Genomic DNA, 14,032 nt, shown 5'->3' with positions numbered 1-14,032 from the left:
CCGCAAAAGAGAGTAAAAAAAGGGGGGGGGATTAACCGCTAATATCCTGCGGCGATGCATTAGTCGGTTCTAGCTCGCCGTCTATGACGCCCTGGACCGCGCCGATAAAATCTCGCTCTAAGGCGCCTTCATAAACAGTGAGCAGGCGTCCGATACGTCCGCAAAATCACCGCTAATGCGCACCTCGTATTCGCTGTCCGCGCTAGAATTTAAAAACGGCGCATTGCCTGCGCTTACCTCGGCAATAATGATAAGAGTCCTTGTAAGCGGCAATGTAAGTCGCAGCTAAAAAATCCGATTAAGTTTAATTGAACTATATATTTTATTAATTATTAATTAGTAGTCTTGACTTATTATTGATATTGATATATAATTTCATTATATATAGGGGTAATAGATAGTGAGAATATTTATATTATTTTTTATAATTATTGTACCAACAACGCTTTTGTCAAATGCACTTCAAAAGATTGAGCGAATTCATCAAAAAGAGCAGCGGTTAGAGCAAGAGCGCTTAAAGTCTATCGAGAAAAAACGCAAAGATTCTAGTTTAAATTTGCAATCTTACGAATCCGAGCATATCGCCGATAAGATAATAGAAAATGAATCTCCCTGCGTAATAATTAATGATATTACGCTAGAGCCTAAGATAGATGAATTTGAAGCATATTTGCTTGATACTTTAAGTCTTGCAGATTTTTCAAAAGGCAAATGTATTGGCGAAAAAAGTATAAGTATTATTTTAAATTTGCTCAACAATAAAATTATTAAGCAAGGCTACATCACAACTAATGTCAAATTTTCAAACATTGATCCTGAAAATAATACTATGAAACTAAATCTAAATTTAGGCAAAATCAATAAAATATCAATAAATAATACAAATAATCTAAAAAATAAACTTTCTCTTTTTGGTGCTTTTGGAAAAAATAAAAATCAAGAAATATTAAATTTAAGAGACATAGAACAGGCGCTAGAAAATATCAATGGCGTTTCTTTATACACCCCGAAAATATACCTTAAGCCTGCAACAAAGGAGAATTTTACAGACATTTATATCGATAAAAAAGAACTGCCGTCTGTAACTTTTCAAATTTCAATTGATAATTCAGGTAGCAATGAAACCGGAAAATATCAAGGTGATGCCTCTATCGGATTTTCCAATATTTTTGGTTTTAATGAATCTCTTTTTATCTCGCAAGCCAAAAATATATCACAAGCAGATAAAACAAGCTCTTTATATGATCAAGATTTTAAAAGAGGAAAAACATACAATGGCTATTATAGCTTGACTATACCTTTTGGATATTTTTTATTAGAATACACAGAAAATAGATACACCTATAATCAGCCGTTGGCAGGAAGTATTAGAACTTATATGTATAGCGGGAAAAATACCAGCAGAAATTTTGCTTTGAATTATACTTATTTTAGAAATCAAATATCTAAAAATAGCCTATATTTTAAGTTATGGCAAAGAAATAGTAAAAATTTTATAGAAAAATACGAACTAGATAATCAAAGAAGGAGAATGGCGGGCTATATTTTTGGCTTAAAATCTTACTTTATTTTAAACAATGCAGCTTTTAAATTTGATTTGTCTTATAAGAGAGGAACCGGGATGCTAGGTTCATTAAAAGCACCTGAAGAAGATTTTAATCAAGGCACTAGCAGAATGAAAATCTTTTCTTTAAATGCCGGAATGGAAACAAAAATAAGCAAACTCCCCATAACTTACGATGTCAACTTGTATGCAAGATGGAATAAGACCCCTTTGATAATAAGAGATTATCTTTTAATCGGTGGAAAATATAGTGTAAGAGGATTTGACGGCAAGTCAAATTTGGGCGGAGAAAAGGGATATTATTTAAGAAATAATCTAACTTATCAATATTTTTTAGATCATAATGTTTATTTAGCGCTAGATATAGGAAAAGTATCGGGAGGTGACGCAAAATATATCACGAATAAAACTATCGCAGGATATGGCATAGGGCTCAGGGGAGGTTTTAAACCGCATTGTGATTTATCGTATGATGTTTTTACGGGATTTCCATTATATAAACCCGATAATTTTCATACTGATAAAGTTTCTTTTAATTTTAATCTAAACTACAAATTTTAAAAGGATAATAAATGAGGCATTATTCGTTCAGCAAAATTTTTTGTTTGCTTTTAGTATTTTTTATATCAGGTTCTTTTGGATACGATGAAGTTATTCCGGATAGAAATGCGCCTATAAATCATCGGCCGAAAATCACTCATTCTCATAAAGGCAATACGATAGTTAATATTTCTGCTCCAAATGAGAATGGAATATCCTTTAACGAATATCTTAGGTTTGATATTCCTAAAGATGGCGTAGTTCTAAATAATTCAAGTAAAAAATCTAGAACATCAAACGGAGAACTGATTAGAGGAAATAGAAATCTTATTAATGGGTCTGCCGATTTAATTGTTAATAAAATTAATTCTAATAGACCTAGTTTTTTAAATGGAAATCTTGAGATAGCCGGCAAAAGGGCGGATCTGATAATGGCTAATCCAAGCGGTATAACAATCGATGGATTAAATATTATAAATGCCAGATCTACCACAATAACAACGGCCAACCCTATATTTGACGGCAAGAATATTAATGCTCTTGAACTAACCAAGCAGAGCAAGAGCGTAAATATAGTCGGCGCAGGCTTTAACGATATGCAAAGCGACTATACCAAAATAATTGCAAATGTAATTAAGATTAACGCCGATGTTTGGGCTAAGCATATAAAGCTAAATGCCGGAGTAGCGGACAAAAAGGGACATATACGAGAAAAAAACGAGCCTCTGGTAACCATCGATAGCTCATATATAGGAGGAATGTTTAAAGGGGCTATAGTTTTAATCGGTAATGAAGATGGAGTTGGATCCAACAATAAACGATTTATTCACGCCGATAAATTTTCCATTCAAGCAAAAAAAAGAATTATTACTGCCGATACTTCGAATTTAAATAATCATTCGGATAATATTTTAGGTTATAAACAACCTGATTTTGAAGTATTTTCCAATGAAAATAGAAGCGAATGCAAATGTTGTCACACAGGTGTCCTCGGTGGCGGTGGCGGCGGTGGCGGCAAAGGCGGTGGAAGTAAAGGCGGCGGTTCGGGCGGTTGGACCGGAAATCGACCGGGAGTCGTTGAAAGCGGCGGTTCAAGCCGACCTGGTATGGGCAATAATATCGGTGTTGGATTTAAAGAATTTGGTGGAGATAGAGATATTAGTATGGATTTTCTAAGAAAAGCAAGTCTGCCAAAACATTTTAAGGATCATAACAAGAATTTTGGCTTTGCTACCCAAGAAGAATATTTAGAGGCTGCTAGATATTTTTTCAGCAAACCTCCCACTCCGACGATGCAATCTTTTACAACGCAAGAAGGAACATATTTTCAGTTTGATACTGCTACTAATGAATTTGGTATAATAAATCAGTATGGAGGTATCTCTACATATTATATACCGGATGACAAGCTGGATTATTGGTTGGGTGAAATAAAAAAATATGCACCACAATGAAAGGGGTATAAGATGATCAGATGTCCTTGCTGCGGATACTTAACTATGGAAATAAATGCGAATGACGGATTTTGCATAGATATATGTCCTGTTTGTTTTTGGCAATTTGATAATATTTCAAATAGTGATCCCGATAGATCGAGGGGGCCAAATTCGGTATCCTTAAATCAAGCTAAAGAAAACTATAAAAAGATGGGAGCGATAGAAGAAAGACTCTTGGATTGCGTTCGTCCTCCTACTAAAGAGGAATTTGCGGATAAACGGATAAAATGTCCTTGCTGCGGATATCTAACCATAGTAGATAAAGAGGATAAGAATTTAATACAAGATGTTTGTCCCGTTTGTTTTTGGCAATACAATACTGAGGCTATAAACAACCCTGATAAAATAATAGAGCCCAATGTGGTATCTTTAAATGAGGCTAAGAAAAACTATAAAGAGTATAAAGCTTCAAGTAAGTTAGGCTCTATAAATGCCAGAGAGCCTATGGATGATGAGATAGGATGACGGCTGTTGCACCAAAGTGAAAGGAGTATAATATGATCAGATGTCCTTGCTGCGGATACTTAACTATGGAAATAAATGCGAATGACGGATTTTGCATAGATATTTGCAAAGTTTGTTTTTGGCAATTTGACAGCACCTCAAATTCTCGCCCAAATATATCAATAGGACCGAATTCGGTATCCTTAAATCAAGCTAAAGAAAACTATAAAAAGATGGGAGCGATGGAAGAAAGATTTTTGCATTTTGTTCGTCCTCCTACTAAAGAGGAATTTGCGGATAAAAGGATAAAATGTCCTTGCTGCGGATATCTAACCATAGTAGATAAAGAGGATAAGAATTTAATACAAGATGTTTGTCCCGTTTGTTTTTGGCAATACAATACTGAGGCTATAAACAACCCTGATAAAATAATAGAGCCCAATGTAGTATCTTTAAATGAGGCTAAGAAAAATTATAAAGAGTATAAAGCTTCAAGTAAGTTAGGCTCTATAAATGCCAGAGAACCTATGGATGATGAGTTGTTTTAAAAATTTGTCCTATTATAATTATGCCGTGAGGATGTGGAGTTCATATCCTCACTTCTTGGGAGCGATAGTGATAGTATTATAGTAAGCGGATTTAAGCTCAAGCATCGGTAAGTTACGATGAAACCTATGTTCTTGTAGGGCAACGGGAGGTCTAAGGCTTTTAGTCGACGGTAGCCAGCGAAGTTAAAAAGCAAATACATAGCCGGTTTAAGAATTTTAGAGGTTAGATTGACCGCGAAAACGGCCGTTAGTTCCGCTCGTTTCGAGATTTTTTATTTTTATAGTAGCTGCCCACCTCGCTAACGACGATGCCAAAGAGTATGAGCCCGGCTCCTGCTATCTGCACACCGCTTAGTATCTCGCCGCCGACGAAATACCCCACGATTCCCGCACTCACGGGCTCAAAGGTAAAGATGAGCGAGGTTTTAACGGGCGTCGTGTAGCGCTGTGCCGCGGTTTGCACGAAAAACGCCAAAACCGTCGCAAACACCGACGTTACCGCGACCGCGATGAAAAACGCCTCATCCAAAACGGGCACGACGCCTCGAGGCTCGAAAATCTGCGCGGCAACGAAACAAAGCGCCGCCACGGCCGCAAACTGCGCGCTCACCATCCAGTACAGCTCGCACCTGCGCACCAAAACGCCCGTGAAAATTATATGTAGCGCAAAGCCTAGCGCGCAAACGACGCTAAGCCCCTCGCCGACGCCAAAACCCAGCTCGCTGCCCGTTAGCAAATAAAGCCCCGCCGCCGACAAAAACGCGCCGATAAAGGCGTAAACGACGACCTTTTGTCCGAAAAACGCAAGCGCGATAAAGGGCGTAAAGACGGCATTTAGTCCCGTGATAAAGGCGACGGTGGAGCTTAGGGCGTATTTTAGAGCAAAGGTCTGAAGCGTAAAGGCCGCAAACAAAAGCGCGCCTAAAAATGCGCCGAATCTTAACGAATTGCGGTCGATTTTTCGCGTAAATTTGAGGCTTATGAGAGCCATCAAAACGGCCGAGATCAAAAACCTCCAAAACAAAAGCGTAAAAACGCTGTTGGTCTTTAGCGTCTGCGCCATCGGCAAAAACGTCACGCCCCAGACCACCGCGATCACGAACAGCGCGAAGTCGGCCTTAAATTCGGTTGATTTTTTCATCTGATTTCTTTAGCTAAATTTAAGGGGCAAATTTAACGCAATTTGACTAAATTCGGGCTTTATCGCGTCAAATTTAAAAGTCGCCGCCGTCTTAGCGGCGGGCGAAAACGACGATAAATTTAAAGCTAAATTTAAGAGGCGATTTTAAAAGATTTGCGTCAAAATCGCCGCGAGAGTAAATTTAGAGGCGAATTTATAAATTTGATTTTGCGGCGAGGTTTTGTCGCGGACGAAACGGCAAGCAAAACCCGCCAAATTTTAAGCTAAATTTTCCTTTTTGGCGCGCAGGTAGCTGCCTATCTCGCTAATCAAAACTCCAACTAAGATAAGCGCCGCGCCGCAAAGCCTATATGCGCTGATGTCCTCGGCGCCGATGAAATACCCCATCGCTCCTGCGGTTACGGGCTCTAGCGTGAAAAATATCGCCGTTTTAACCGGCGTGGTAAATTTTTGCATCAACGCCTGCGCGAAAAACGCAAACGCCGTGCCCAGCACGCCCACGACTAGCATCGCTATGATAAATGCCTTGTCCACGACGGGCGCGATTTTAGCGTCCTCAAAAACCAAAATGGCCGCAAAACAAAGCGCGATCAGGGTTAAAATTTCAAAATAGACCATATTTACGAGGTCGCATTTTTGCACTAGGCGGTTTGTTAGCACGATGTGAAAGGAGTATGCGCAGGCGCAAACCAGAGCCAAAATTTCGCCCAGCCCAAAGCCCACCTTCGTATCGCCTATCATATAAAGTCCCGCCACCGCAAACGCCACGCCCACATACGCGTAGGAGTAAATTTTATGCCTAAAAAGCCCCCCCGCGATAAAAGGCACCAAAGCCACGTTTAGCCCGATGATAAAGGCTACGGACGAGGTGTCGGCGTACTTAAACGCAAAAGTCTGGCTCACGAATCCCGCGAACAAAAACAGACCCAAGATCACGCCCGATTTTATATCAGGCGCGCTTACGTCTTTTAGCTTTTTATAAAATATCGCCCCGGCTATGATCGCCGCTAGCAAAAATCTCCAAAACAAAACGCCGAAAACTCCGTTAGTCGCGAGCGCGAGCGAGGTAGGCAGATAGCCCAGACCAAAGACTATCGCAACAAATATCATGCCTACGTCGGCGCGAAATTCCAAACTATTTTTCACTATTCTCCCTTATGATTTTACTTAAAAATTCCCTGCAGGATCTTCGTGCCCTGCTCGACCGCGCCGCCTCTTAGCGAGCTTTCTTTCTCACTCATCACGTTAAAGAGCCCGTCTAGCGTCTTGCGCGTGATGTAGTCGTTTAGATCCTCGTTTTCTTGCGGGATGTATTCGCCCGCGCCCATGCTAGTAGCGATGCCTTTTAGCTGTTTTGCGGCGTCGGATTTTGCCAGCGCGCTACCCGCGACGAACGAATTTAGCCCGTTATAGGCGGTTGCGAAGGTATTGTCGCTCATCATCTTGGTAATGATCGGCTTAAACACGGCTTGCAGCTTCTGGCTCGAGTTTTGTTGCAAAAACTTCGTAAAGCTATCCTTGCCGCCTTCTAGCACCTTTTTCACGTCCGCGTCGCTCATGTTTTTTATCACGCCCGAAAATACGTCCGCAGCTCCCGGCACGGCTGCGCTCGCGGCGTTATTTATCGAGGTTACGAGCTCGTTCGCCCACTTTTCGCCGCCTACTTTTTTAGCCAAATTTGCAGCCGTTTCCAGGCTCTTTGGCAGCGGGATTTTAGCCGTGGCGTTGTTTAGAAATCCCCCGTTTGACAGCTCCTTAACGGCCGCGTTTAGAGCCGTGCTAACCGCGCTTTTGTAGTCGCCCGAGTTTGCCGCGCCCAGTATCTGCGCGCCTTGATTTAGAGCCTCTTGCCAGCCTGCCGCCTGCGCCCAAGCTGTGAGCAAAACCGCGCATAAGATCAAACTTTTCTTCATCGATTTTTCCTTAAAGTAAAATTCGGCGGTTATGATATTAAAACTCGGCTTTTAAACGGGTAAATTTTGTCCTTTTTAGGGCGAATTTACCCGCATCTTTACGGCGCGGTAGGCTAAATTTGTCGCCGATTTTATCCGCCGGCGATAATTTTGCGGCTTTTGAGCGACGATTTATTAGATTTATTAAATTCGGTTCCGCAAAACCTGATTTTCGCACCTTAAATTTTACCCGAGAGAGCCGTTAAATTTAACGCCCCTACCTGTCCGAGCAGGCAGGGCGTCTAAGGTGCAAAACCAACTCATAGCGCGTAGCTTCACGCGCTATTTATTTGAGCGGCAAATTCGGCTAGCATTTTAAATTTTACGCGCTTGGGCTTGAGCGATTTTAGCGTAAATTTAGCGGACTTCATCGCGCGCGCAAAAAGTCGAGCAAAATCGGTAAGTTATTTTGCGCGTAAATTTAAGCGACTGCGCCTATCAAAACGCGGGCGATTTGGGGCGTCAAATTTAGCTGCAAATTTGAGCAAGATTGGCCGCAAGAAGTAAATTTTAAGCTAAAATTAGCCTTTTTGAAAGGACGAAATGGAGCTCTTACTTCTCTCTGTCGCGCTTGCTATGGACGCGGCCGCGCTTAGTATCGCAAACGGCGCAAAATACCGTAATCTCGTGCTATCAAAGATTTTATTTATCGCGTCAGTTTTTGGGTTTTTTCAGGCGGCGATGCCGCTTGCGGGCTACTTTTGGGGTGCTGCGTTTGCGAGATTTATCGCGCAGATCGATCATTTCATCGCATTTGCGATTTTGGGTTTTTTGGGCGTAAAAATGATCCGCGAAGCCTGTAGAAACGAGCCCGCGCAGGCCGTGAGCCTTGATACGAAGACGCTGCTTTGGGGCGGGTTTGCCGCCAGCATCGACACGCTAGCCGTCGGCGTGACGCTGAGTTTTACAGCCGCTGACATCCGGTTTAGCGCCGCCGTGATCGGGATAGTTTGCTTCGCGCTTAGCGTCGCGGCGTTTTACGTCGGTAAATTCGCGGGAGAGTTTTTGGAGCAAAAGGCGCTGATTTTAGGCGGCGCGATCCTCATTGCACTTGGATTTAAAATTTTAATCACGCACCTTTTAGATCACGGGTTTTTGAGTTAAAGGCTAAATTTGGGGTTTAGCGGACTAGTTTAGCTTTTGCCGTAAGCGTAAATTTGCTAAAATTTTCTTGATCGATTTGTTAAAATTGGGCGCTAAGCCGGCGTAAATTTAAGCGCAGTCGGCGGATGAAAGATAAGTTCAAGGAGTTTTTATGAACGAAAAATTTAAAATCATAGACACCGGTTCGCCTTACGGCGTACGCTATCCGTATACTCCTATGCCCTCAAACGGCAAAGACGCTAGAGTCGAGATCTATCCGCCTAGTAGGCTTGCTAAGGGCATAGCCTTCGCCAAAAACACGACATCCGCGCCGTTTCGATTGTAGGCAACGGGGGCACGCCTTTTTCGCTTGATTTTAGCGCGTTTGAAAGCTTTCCCGAAATGGAGGTTTTAGAGATCTGGGAAAATTTTAAAATCGGCGAAGTAAAGGGCGCGGAGGCGCTTTACGACACTGCGATGCGGGCTTTGCGCCTTTTTGAAAACGCCGAGTTCGAGCTTGATTTCTCGCGTTTTAAAAATTTAGAAGCGCTTGAAGCGGCACAAAACAAAAGGATGAAATTTAACCGCCTGCCGCCCGCCTTGCGCTGCGCTAAAATTTCAAAACTCTCGCACGAAAATCTAGGTATTTTTCGCGATACGCCAAAGCTTGAGCGGTTGGAGCTTAATTTCTCGAAGGTTACGAGCCTAGAAGGCATAAAGGGCTGCGGCGAACTGGAGCATCTGAGCGTATTTTCCGCGCCTAGGCTTACTAATATAAGCGAGCTAAACGGCCTAAAAAAGCTGAAACAGCTGAGCTTTGAGCGCTGCAGGCTGCTTAATAGCGCGGCGATGCAGGGCGTGCGGCTGGGGTTGCTAGAGCGTTTGGACGCGCGCTTTAACGTGGAAAATTTGAAATTTTTAGCCAATTTTCCGAATTTGCGCGAATTTTATTTTAAATACGTAGCAGACGGCGATCTAACGCCCATACTGGAGAGCAAAATCAGCGGCTGCGGCTTTGAAAGCAGGGGGCATTATTCGCATACCTGGAGCGAGCTTAGCGCGCTGCTAAGGGCTAAATTTAAGGATACATAGCGCAGGCGCGACCGAATTTACGCAGATTCGGATGTGAACGCAGCGAATTTATAAGGTTGCGAGCCAGCCGTCGCCTAGATTTAATTAAGCCGTTGGTTAAATTTAACCCCTGCCGCCGTAAAGCAAGGCGCAAGCGCCAAGCAGGCAAATTGCGCCGCCGATTAAGTCCCATTTGTAAAGGCTTGCTTTTCTACAAAATGCAGCCAAAGTAGCGACGAGACGATGTAGATACCGCCGTAGACGGCGTAGGCGCGTCCGACGAAGTCTAAATTTACCCGCGTCAAAATATAAGCAAACGCCGCGAGCGACGCACCGCCGAGCCCCAAAAACAGCGCGCTTTTGCCCAGCCTAAAATACGCCCAAAAGCTAAAGCGGCCCAAAATCTCAAAAAACGCCGACGCGAAATAAAGCGAGATTTCTTTTAGCAAAGCCTGTCCAAATCGATCTCGATGCCGACGGGGCAGTGATCAGAGCCCGTGATATCGCTCAGGATAAACGCGTCTTTTAAGCGGTCTTTGAGGCTTGCCGAAATGAAAAAATAATCGATCCTCCAGCCGACGTTTTTGGCGCGAGCGTTAAAGCGGTAACTCCACCACGAATACGCGTCCACCGCGTCGCCGCGCACGTGCCGAAAGGTGTCGATAAAACCGTGCGAGACGACCTCGTCCAGCCACGCGCGCTCGATGGGCAAAAAGCCCGAGGTTTTGGCGTTTGCTTTTGGGTTTTTGAGGTCGATTTCGCGGTGCGCGGTGTTTACGTCGCCGCAAAATATCACGTCTTTGCCCTGCTTTACGAGCTCCTGGGCGTAGGCTAAAAATTTAGCGTAAAAGTCCATCTTGTAGGCTAGACGCGCCTCGTCTTTTTGGCCGTTTGGAAAGTAGATGTTAAAAAGCGCGACGTTGCCGAATCGATGCTCCAAAACTCGCCCCTCGTCGTCGTCGAAAAACGCCGCCTTTTGCGTCACGGAGGCAAATTTTGCCAGGCTCATCACGCCAGAATACCCAGCGCGAGTGGCTGAATTTACGCTGATTTCGTTAAATCCGAGTTTATAAATCTCCGAAGGCACGTCGCTCTCGCGCACCTTGATCTCCTGAAGGCCCAAAAAATCGGGCTTTTGCTCCTCTAGCCAAGCAAAGCCGTCTTTAGCGGCGACCGCGCGCAGTCCGTTTACGTTCCAGCTGATTAGTTTCAAATTTGATCCTTTGTTAAATTTGGCGTATTGTATCGCAAGAGCCGTAAAATAAGCTAAAATTTAGTAAAATTAGGATCATTTTAAGGAGTAAAAAATGAAAAAAATCATCGTTTTATCGCTTGCGCTTGCAGTGTTTTTGGGCGCCAAAGAGATAAAAAGCGCGAATATTTTCCTCTCGGACGTAAAGTCGATTACGGAGCTGGGAGCGTTTTTAAAGGCAAACAAGGACGAGATCGTGAAGCTAAATTTGGGCTACTGCGCAAATAAAAACAGTTTAGAAGCGCTCGCGAAAGAAGCGCCGAATCGCGAAGACGGGCAATACGGAAACTACATATCCGAAACCTACGAACTAGCAGGCGGCGCTCGCATCGAATACAGCGGCCAAAACTACGACTCTAACGACTTTGACGGCGGTACGAACGCAGGCGTAAAATCGGGCGACCTAACGATGGTCTACAAGGCAAAGGACGGCCGCGAGAATTTTTTGCTTTTGCAAGCGCTTAACTCGCAAGAGGGCGAAAAATACAAATGGGAATACCTCTGGGACGAAACGGCTAAATGCGCCGGCGGCGAAGTGCGGCTGGAGGGGGCGTTTTATATAGACGAGGGTAAATTCCCCCAGAGCGCGGATATAGAAAAGTCCGGGGATTACGCTATTTTCTCGCTCGATCCCGTCGCGAAAAAATACTTTAAACTGATAGAATACAAGTAAATTTAGCGCGATGACGGAGTTAGAGAGGGAGATTTTCGGTCAAATTTTGGGCGAGAAAAAGATGGAGATCATTTTATTTTTAGCCCAAAATGCGGACGAAAACGGCTTCATAAGCGTTAAGATTTCGGATATTTGCGAGCGGACGGACGCCAGCAAGCCCACCGCGATAGAAACGATAAAACTGCTTGAGAGCCGCAAAATTTTCGAGCGGGTGAAAAACGGGATTTATAGATTTAAAAATTTAAAAGAACTAGAGAAAAAATGAGGAAATTTTGGATACTCGCCGCAGCGGCCGCGCTCGCAAACGCCGCGATAGACGAGGCTGAGTATCAATAAAGGCGACGCCGCGAGCTACAAAACGCTCGCCGCACCAAAAAGCTACTCGGGCGGCGCGCGCCGGCATGCTACTTTGCCGCGGAGTTTTACGCCAAAGGGCTAACGGGCTACAAGGACGGCGCGAAGACTTTTACGATCTACAAAGACGCCTGTGCCGCGGGGAGCGCGGAGTCGGCGTTTTTCTAAAAGGCTACGTCGCCTCGCAAGCTTCGAGCTCTCGGGCGAGCGCCTTAAGGGCCTGCAAACCGAGCTTTAAATGCGCGTGCAATATGCTTAAACTAGCGAAGCAAGGCCGTTAAAGGAGAAAAAGGAGGAGCCTGGCTTTGCTAAATTCGACCGAAAAAGCGGGGCGGTAGAGATGGCGAAATTTGCCGAATTTATGCAAATGTTCGCCATAGTGAAATTTAAAGCACGCTATCTTTGATATCGGCGATGTCTTCGGGTAGCTCTTTGGCTCTTTTGCCGCGATACTGTATGTTGATCTCAAATTCGCTAAGACGCTTATAAATCGAGCGAAGCTCGGTGATAACCGTCCAGTTGCTCATAAAGATATTTAAGCTGCCGCGCACTTGGCGAAATGCGTTATTTGCCTGCATCATCACGCCAAAAGTTATAGCTCCGCTTAGCACGCTCGGCCCCATTGCGATAAGCGGCACGAGCATCATACTTTGGCCAAATGAGTATCTCCAAAGGTCGAAATATCCGTAGTGTAAAAATAAGCGGTTGTAGTTGTATTTGAGGTCTTTAAAAAGGCCGCCGAGAGTCTCCGGCTTTCCGTAGTTTTGCTTGTCGTCTTCCGCATAAACCAGCTCTTTACGAAAGGCGGCTTCGACTTTTTGATTGTTGTATTCAAGCCCCGGAAGCATTATACCAACGAGCCACGATATGGCTAATCCGCCCACGCTAACTACGATGGCTATCCAGATGAGCGAGCCTTCGACATTTTCCATATATGGCACTTTTACCTGTTTGCTTAGTCCCCAAAGTATCGGTATAAAGGCGATTAGCGTCATTATGGAATCTACTATCTGTGCGCCGAGGCTTTCAAGAACGCGGGCGAAGCGATAAACATCCTCTTGCATACGTTGCGAGCTGCCTTCTACGTCGGTTTTTACGTTTTGCCAGTATTTTATGTATTCAAAAGTCATCGCCTCGCGCCATTTAAAAACCCAAATTCTAGTAAAGTAGTTGGTTAGTGTAGCGATAAAAATATACGGGAAAGCATAGCTTGCGAACTGGAAAATTTTACCCCAAAAATCATCTATCGTATGATCTTTGATATTTTGAAAAATATCATAAAAGCCTTTTGTCCACTGATTTATCTTTACGATAAATTCGACTTGGATATATGTCGAGGATATCAAAAAGACAAGTCCCAAATAAGCCCACAATACCCACTTTCTGTTTAAAAAAAACGATGAAAACAATGTAAATCCTTATCAAAAAATTAAGTAGGATGATATCTAATGCGCAATTAAATTTAGATAAAATTATACTTAATATTATTAGAAAACGCCGAGCTTTAAAAAATCATAATTTTATTAAAATTTTATTTTAAAATTCTAATCTTTTGATGATCATCGGCGATGCTAATTTATTTATACATACGCAGCAAAACCGCCGAAACGCCGAGGTTATGGCGTCGGTACGACCGGCTTGATGAGTGTGATAATTTAGTCCATAGGCGGCATACGACAACTACGAAAATTTAGAGCTGGGCAAGCGCTTTAACCAAGATACGATAATGGATCATCGGTATAAATCGTCAAAATATGGCTGCGTTTATAAGTCTTGGCATCGATAATATGCTAGGCAAAGAATAGGCCGCTACCCAAAGCTTGATCTTAACAACGCTTTTTATGGAGCGAGTCGCCGGTTTTGCCTAGAAGGCCGGCCTAAAGCGGTAAAATTTATCGAAATTTAATGTTTTAG

At 43.5% G+C, this 14,032-nt stretch carries 15 protein-coding genes; 9 read left to right on the top strand and 6 right to left on the bottom strand.

The window, feature by feature from the left end:
- Positions 1-400: 400 nt before the first annotated feature.
- From CRECT_RS11865 to CRECT_RS12380, 4 genes are read left to right on the top strand one after another with little or no spacing between them, the layout of a single operon-like run.
- On the top strand, positions 401-2,125 hold the full coding sequence (locus CRECT_RS11865; RefSeq protein ID WP_171992758.1) for a ShlB/FhaC/HecB family hemolysin secretion/activation protein: 1,725 nt from the start codon (positions 401-403) through the stop codon (positions 2,123-2,125).
- A gap of 11 nt (positions 2,126-2,136) precedes the next feature.
- On the top strand, positions 2,137-3,558 hold the full coding sequence (locus CRECT_RS11860) for a filamentous hemagglutinin N-terminal domain-containing protein (RefSeq protein WP_002944257.1): 1,422 nt from the start codon (positions 2,137-2,139) through the stop codon (positions 3,556-3,558).
- 12 nt (positions 3,559-3,570) lie between these two features.
- Positions 3,571-4,065, top strand: a complete 495-nt coding sequence (locus CRECT_RS11855; RefSeq protein WP_081451653.1) for a CPCC family cysteine-rich protein — start codon at positions 3,571-3,573, stop codon at positions 4,063-4,065.
- A 32-nt stretch (positions 4,066-4,097) separates the two neighbouring features.
- Complete coding sequence (locus CRECT_RS12380) at positions 4,098-4,592, top strand: CPCC family cysteine-rich protein (protein ID WP_002944213.1); 495 nt, start codon at positions 4,098-4,100, stop codon at positions 4,590-4,592.
- A 247-nt stretch (positions 4,593-4,839) separates the two neighbouring features.
- Here CRECT_RS12380 and CRECT_RS11845 read toward each other — a convergent pair whose 3' ends face one another.
- The 3 genes from CRECT_RS11845 to CRECT_RS11835 all read right to left on the bottom strand — a co-directional run bounded on the left by CRECT_RS11845 (position 4,840) and on the right by CRECT_RS11835 (position 7,646).
- Positions 4,840-5,733 carry a DMT family transporter gene (locus tag CRECT_RS11845; RefSeq protein ID WP_002944046.1) on the bottom strand — a complete coding sequence of 298 codons (894 nt, stop codon included), beginning with the start codon at positions 5,731-5,733 and terminating at the stop codon, positions 4,840-4,842.
- A 258-nt stretch (positions 5,734-5,991) separates the two neighbouring features.
- Positions 5,992-6,879 (bottom strand): DMT family transporter, encoded by an 888-nt coding sequence (locus CRECT_RS11840; protein WP_002944072.1) that lies wholly within the window; start codon positions 6,877-6,879, stop codon positions 5,992-5,994.
- Positions 6,880-6,896: 17 nt separating this feature from the next.
- Positions 6,897-7,646: a DUF4197 domain-containing protein gene (locus CRECT_RS11835; protein ID WP_002944064.1), complete on the bottom strand. Its 750-nt coding sequence runs from the start codon at positions 7,644-7,646 to the stop codon at positions 6,897-6,899.
- 582 nt (positions 7,647-8,228) lie between these two features.
- Here CRECT_RS11835 and CRECT_RS11830 point away from each other — a divergent pair.
- The 3 genes from CRECT_RS11830 to CRECT_RS11820 all read left to right on the top strand — a co-directional run bounded on the left by CRECT_RS11830 (position 8,229) and on the right by CRECT_RS11820 (position 9,860).
- Complete coding sequence (locus CRECT_RS11830; protein WP_002944253.1) at positions 8,229-8,789, top strand: manganese efflux pump MntP; 561 nt, start codon at positions 8,229-8,231, stop codon at positions 8,787-8,789.
- Positions 8,790-8,940: 151 nt separating this feature from the next.
- Complete coding sequence (locus tag CRECT_RS11825) at positions 8,941-9,114, top strand: hypothetical protein (RefSeq protein WP_002944171.1); 174 nt, start codon at positions 8,941-8,943, stop codon at positions 9,112-9,114.
- A gap of 56 nt (positions 9,115-9,170) precedes the next feature.
- On the top strand, positions 9,171-9,860 hold the full coding sequence (locus tag CRECT_RS11820; protein ID WP_002944066.1) for a leucine-rich repeat domain-containing protein: 690 nt from the start codon (positions 9,171-9,173) through the stop codon (positions 9,858-9,860).
- 161 nt (positions 9,861-10,021) lie between these two features.
- Here the strand turns inward: CRECT_RS11820 and CRECT_RS11815 are convergent, their stop codons facing one another.
- Both CRECT_RS11815 and CRECT_RS11810 read right to left on the bottom strand, forming a co-directional pair.
- Positions 10,022-10,288, bottom strand: coding sequence for a YnfA family protein (locus tag CRECT_RS11815; RefSeq protein ID WP_198400768.1), 267 nt, complete (start codon positions 10,286-10,288; stop codon positions 10,022-10,024).
- Entirely contained in the window at positions 10,282-11,052 is a 771-nt protein-coding gene (locus CRECT_RS11810) for an exodeoxyribonuclease III (RefSeq protein ID WP_002944277.1), read from the bottom strand. Before CRECT_RS11810 ends, CRECT_RS11815 begins: the two co-directional genes overlap by 7 nt.
- Before the next feature lie 94 nt (positions 11,053-11,146).
- Between CRECT_RS11810 and CRECT_RS11805 the strand changes: the two genes are divergently transcribed.
- Positions 11,147-11,764 carry a hypothetical protein gene (locus tag CRECT_RS11805; protein WP_002944184.1) on the top strand — a complete coding sequence of 206 codons (618 nt, stop codon included), beginning with the start codon at positions 11,147-11,149 and terminating at the stop codon, positions 11,762-11,764.
- A 10-nt stretch (positions 11,765-11,774) separates the two neighbouring features.
- Positions 11,775-12,029, top strand: a complete 255-nt coding sequence (locus tag CRECT_RS11800) for a replication/maintenance protein RepL (RefSeq protein ID WP_002944037.1) — start codon at positions 11,775-11,777, stop codon at positions 12,027-12,029.
- Positions 12,030-12,504: 475 nt separating this feature from the next.
- On the opposite strand, the gene CRECT_RS11795 is transcribed toward CRECT_RS11800, so the two are convergent.
- On the bottom strand, positions 12,505-13,527 hold the full coding sequence (locus tag CRECT_RS11795; RefSeq protein WP_002944040.1) for a putative transporter: 1,023 nt from the start codon (positions 13,525-13,527) through the stop codon (positions 12,505-12,507).
- Positions 13,528-14,032 lie beyond the last annotated feature (505 nt).

Source organism: Campylobacter rectus (assembly GCF_004803795.1).
In the GTDB taxonomy this organism is placed as follows: domain Bacteria; phylum Campylobacterota; class Campylobacteria; order Campylobacterales; family Campylobacteraceae; genus Campylobacter_A; species Campylobacter_A rectus.
Note: the sequence above shows the minus strand (reverse complement) of the source record. Positions and strands in the feature narration are given on the sequence as shown.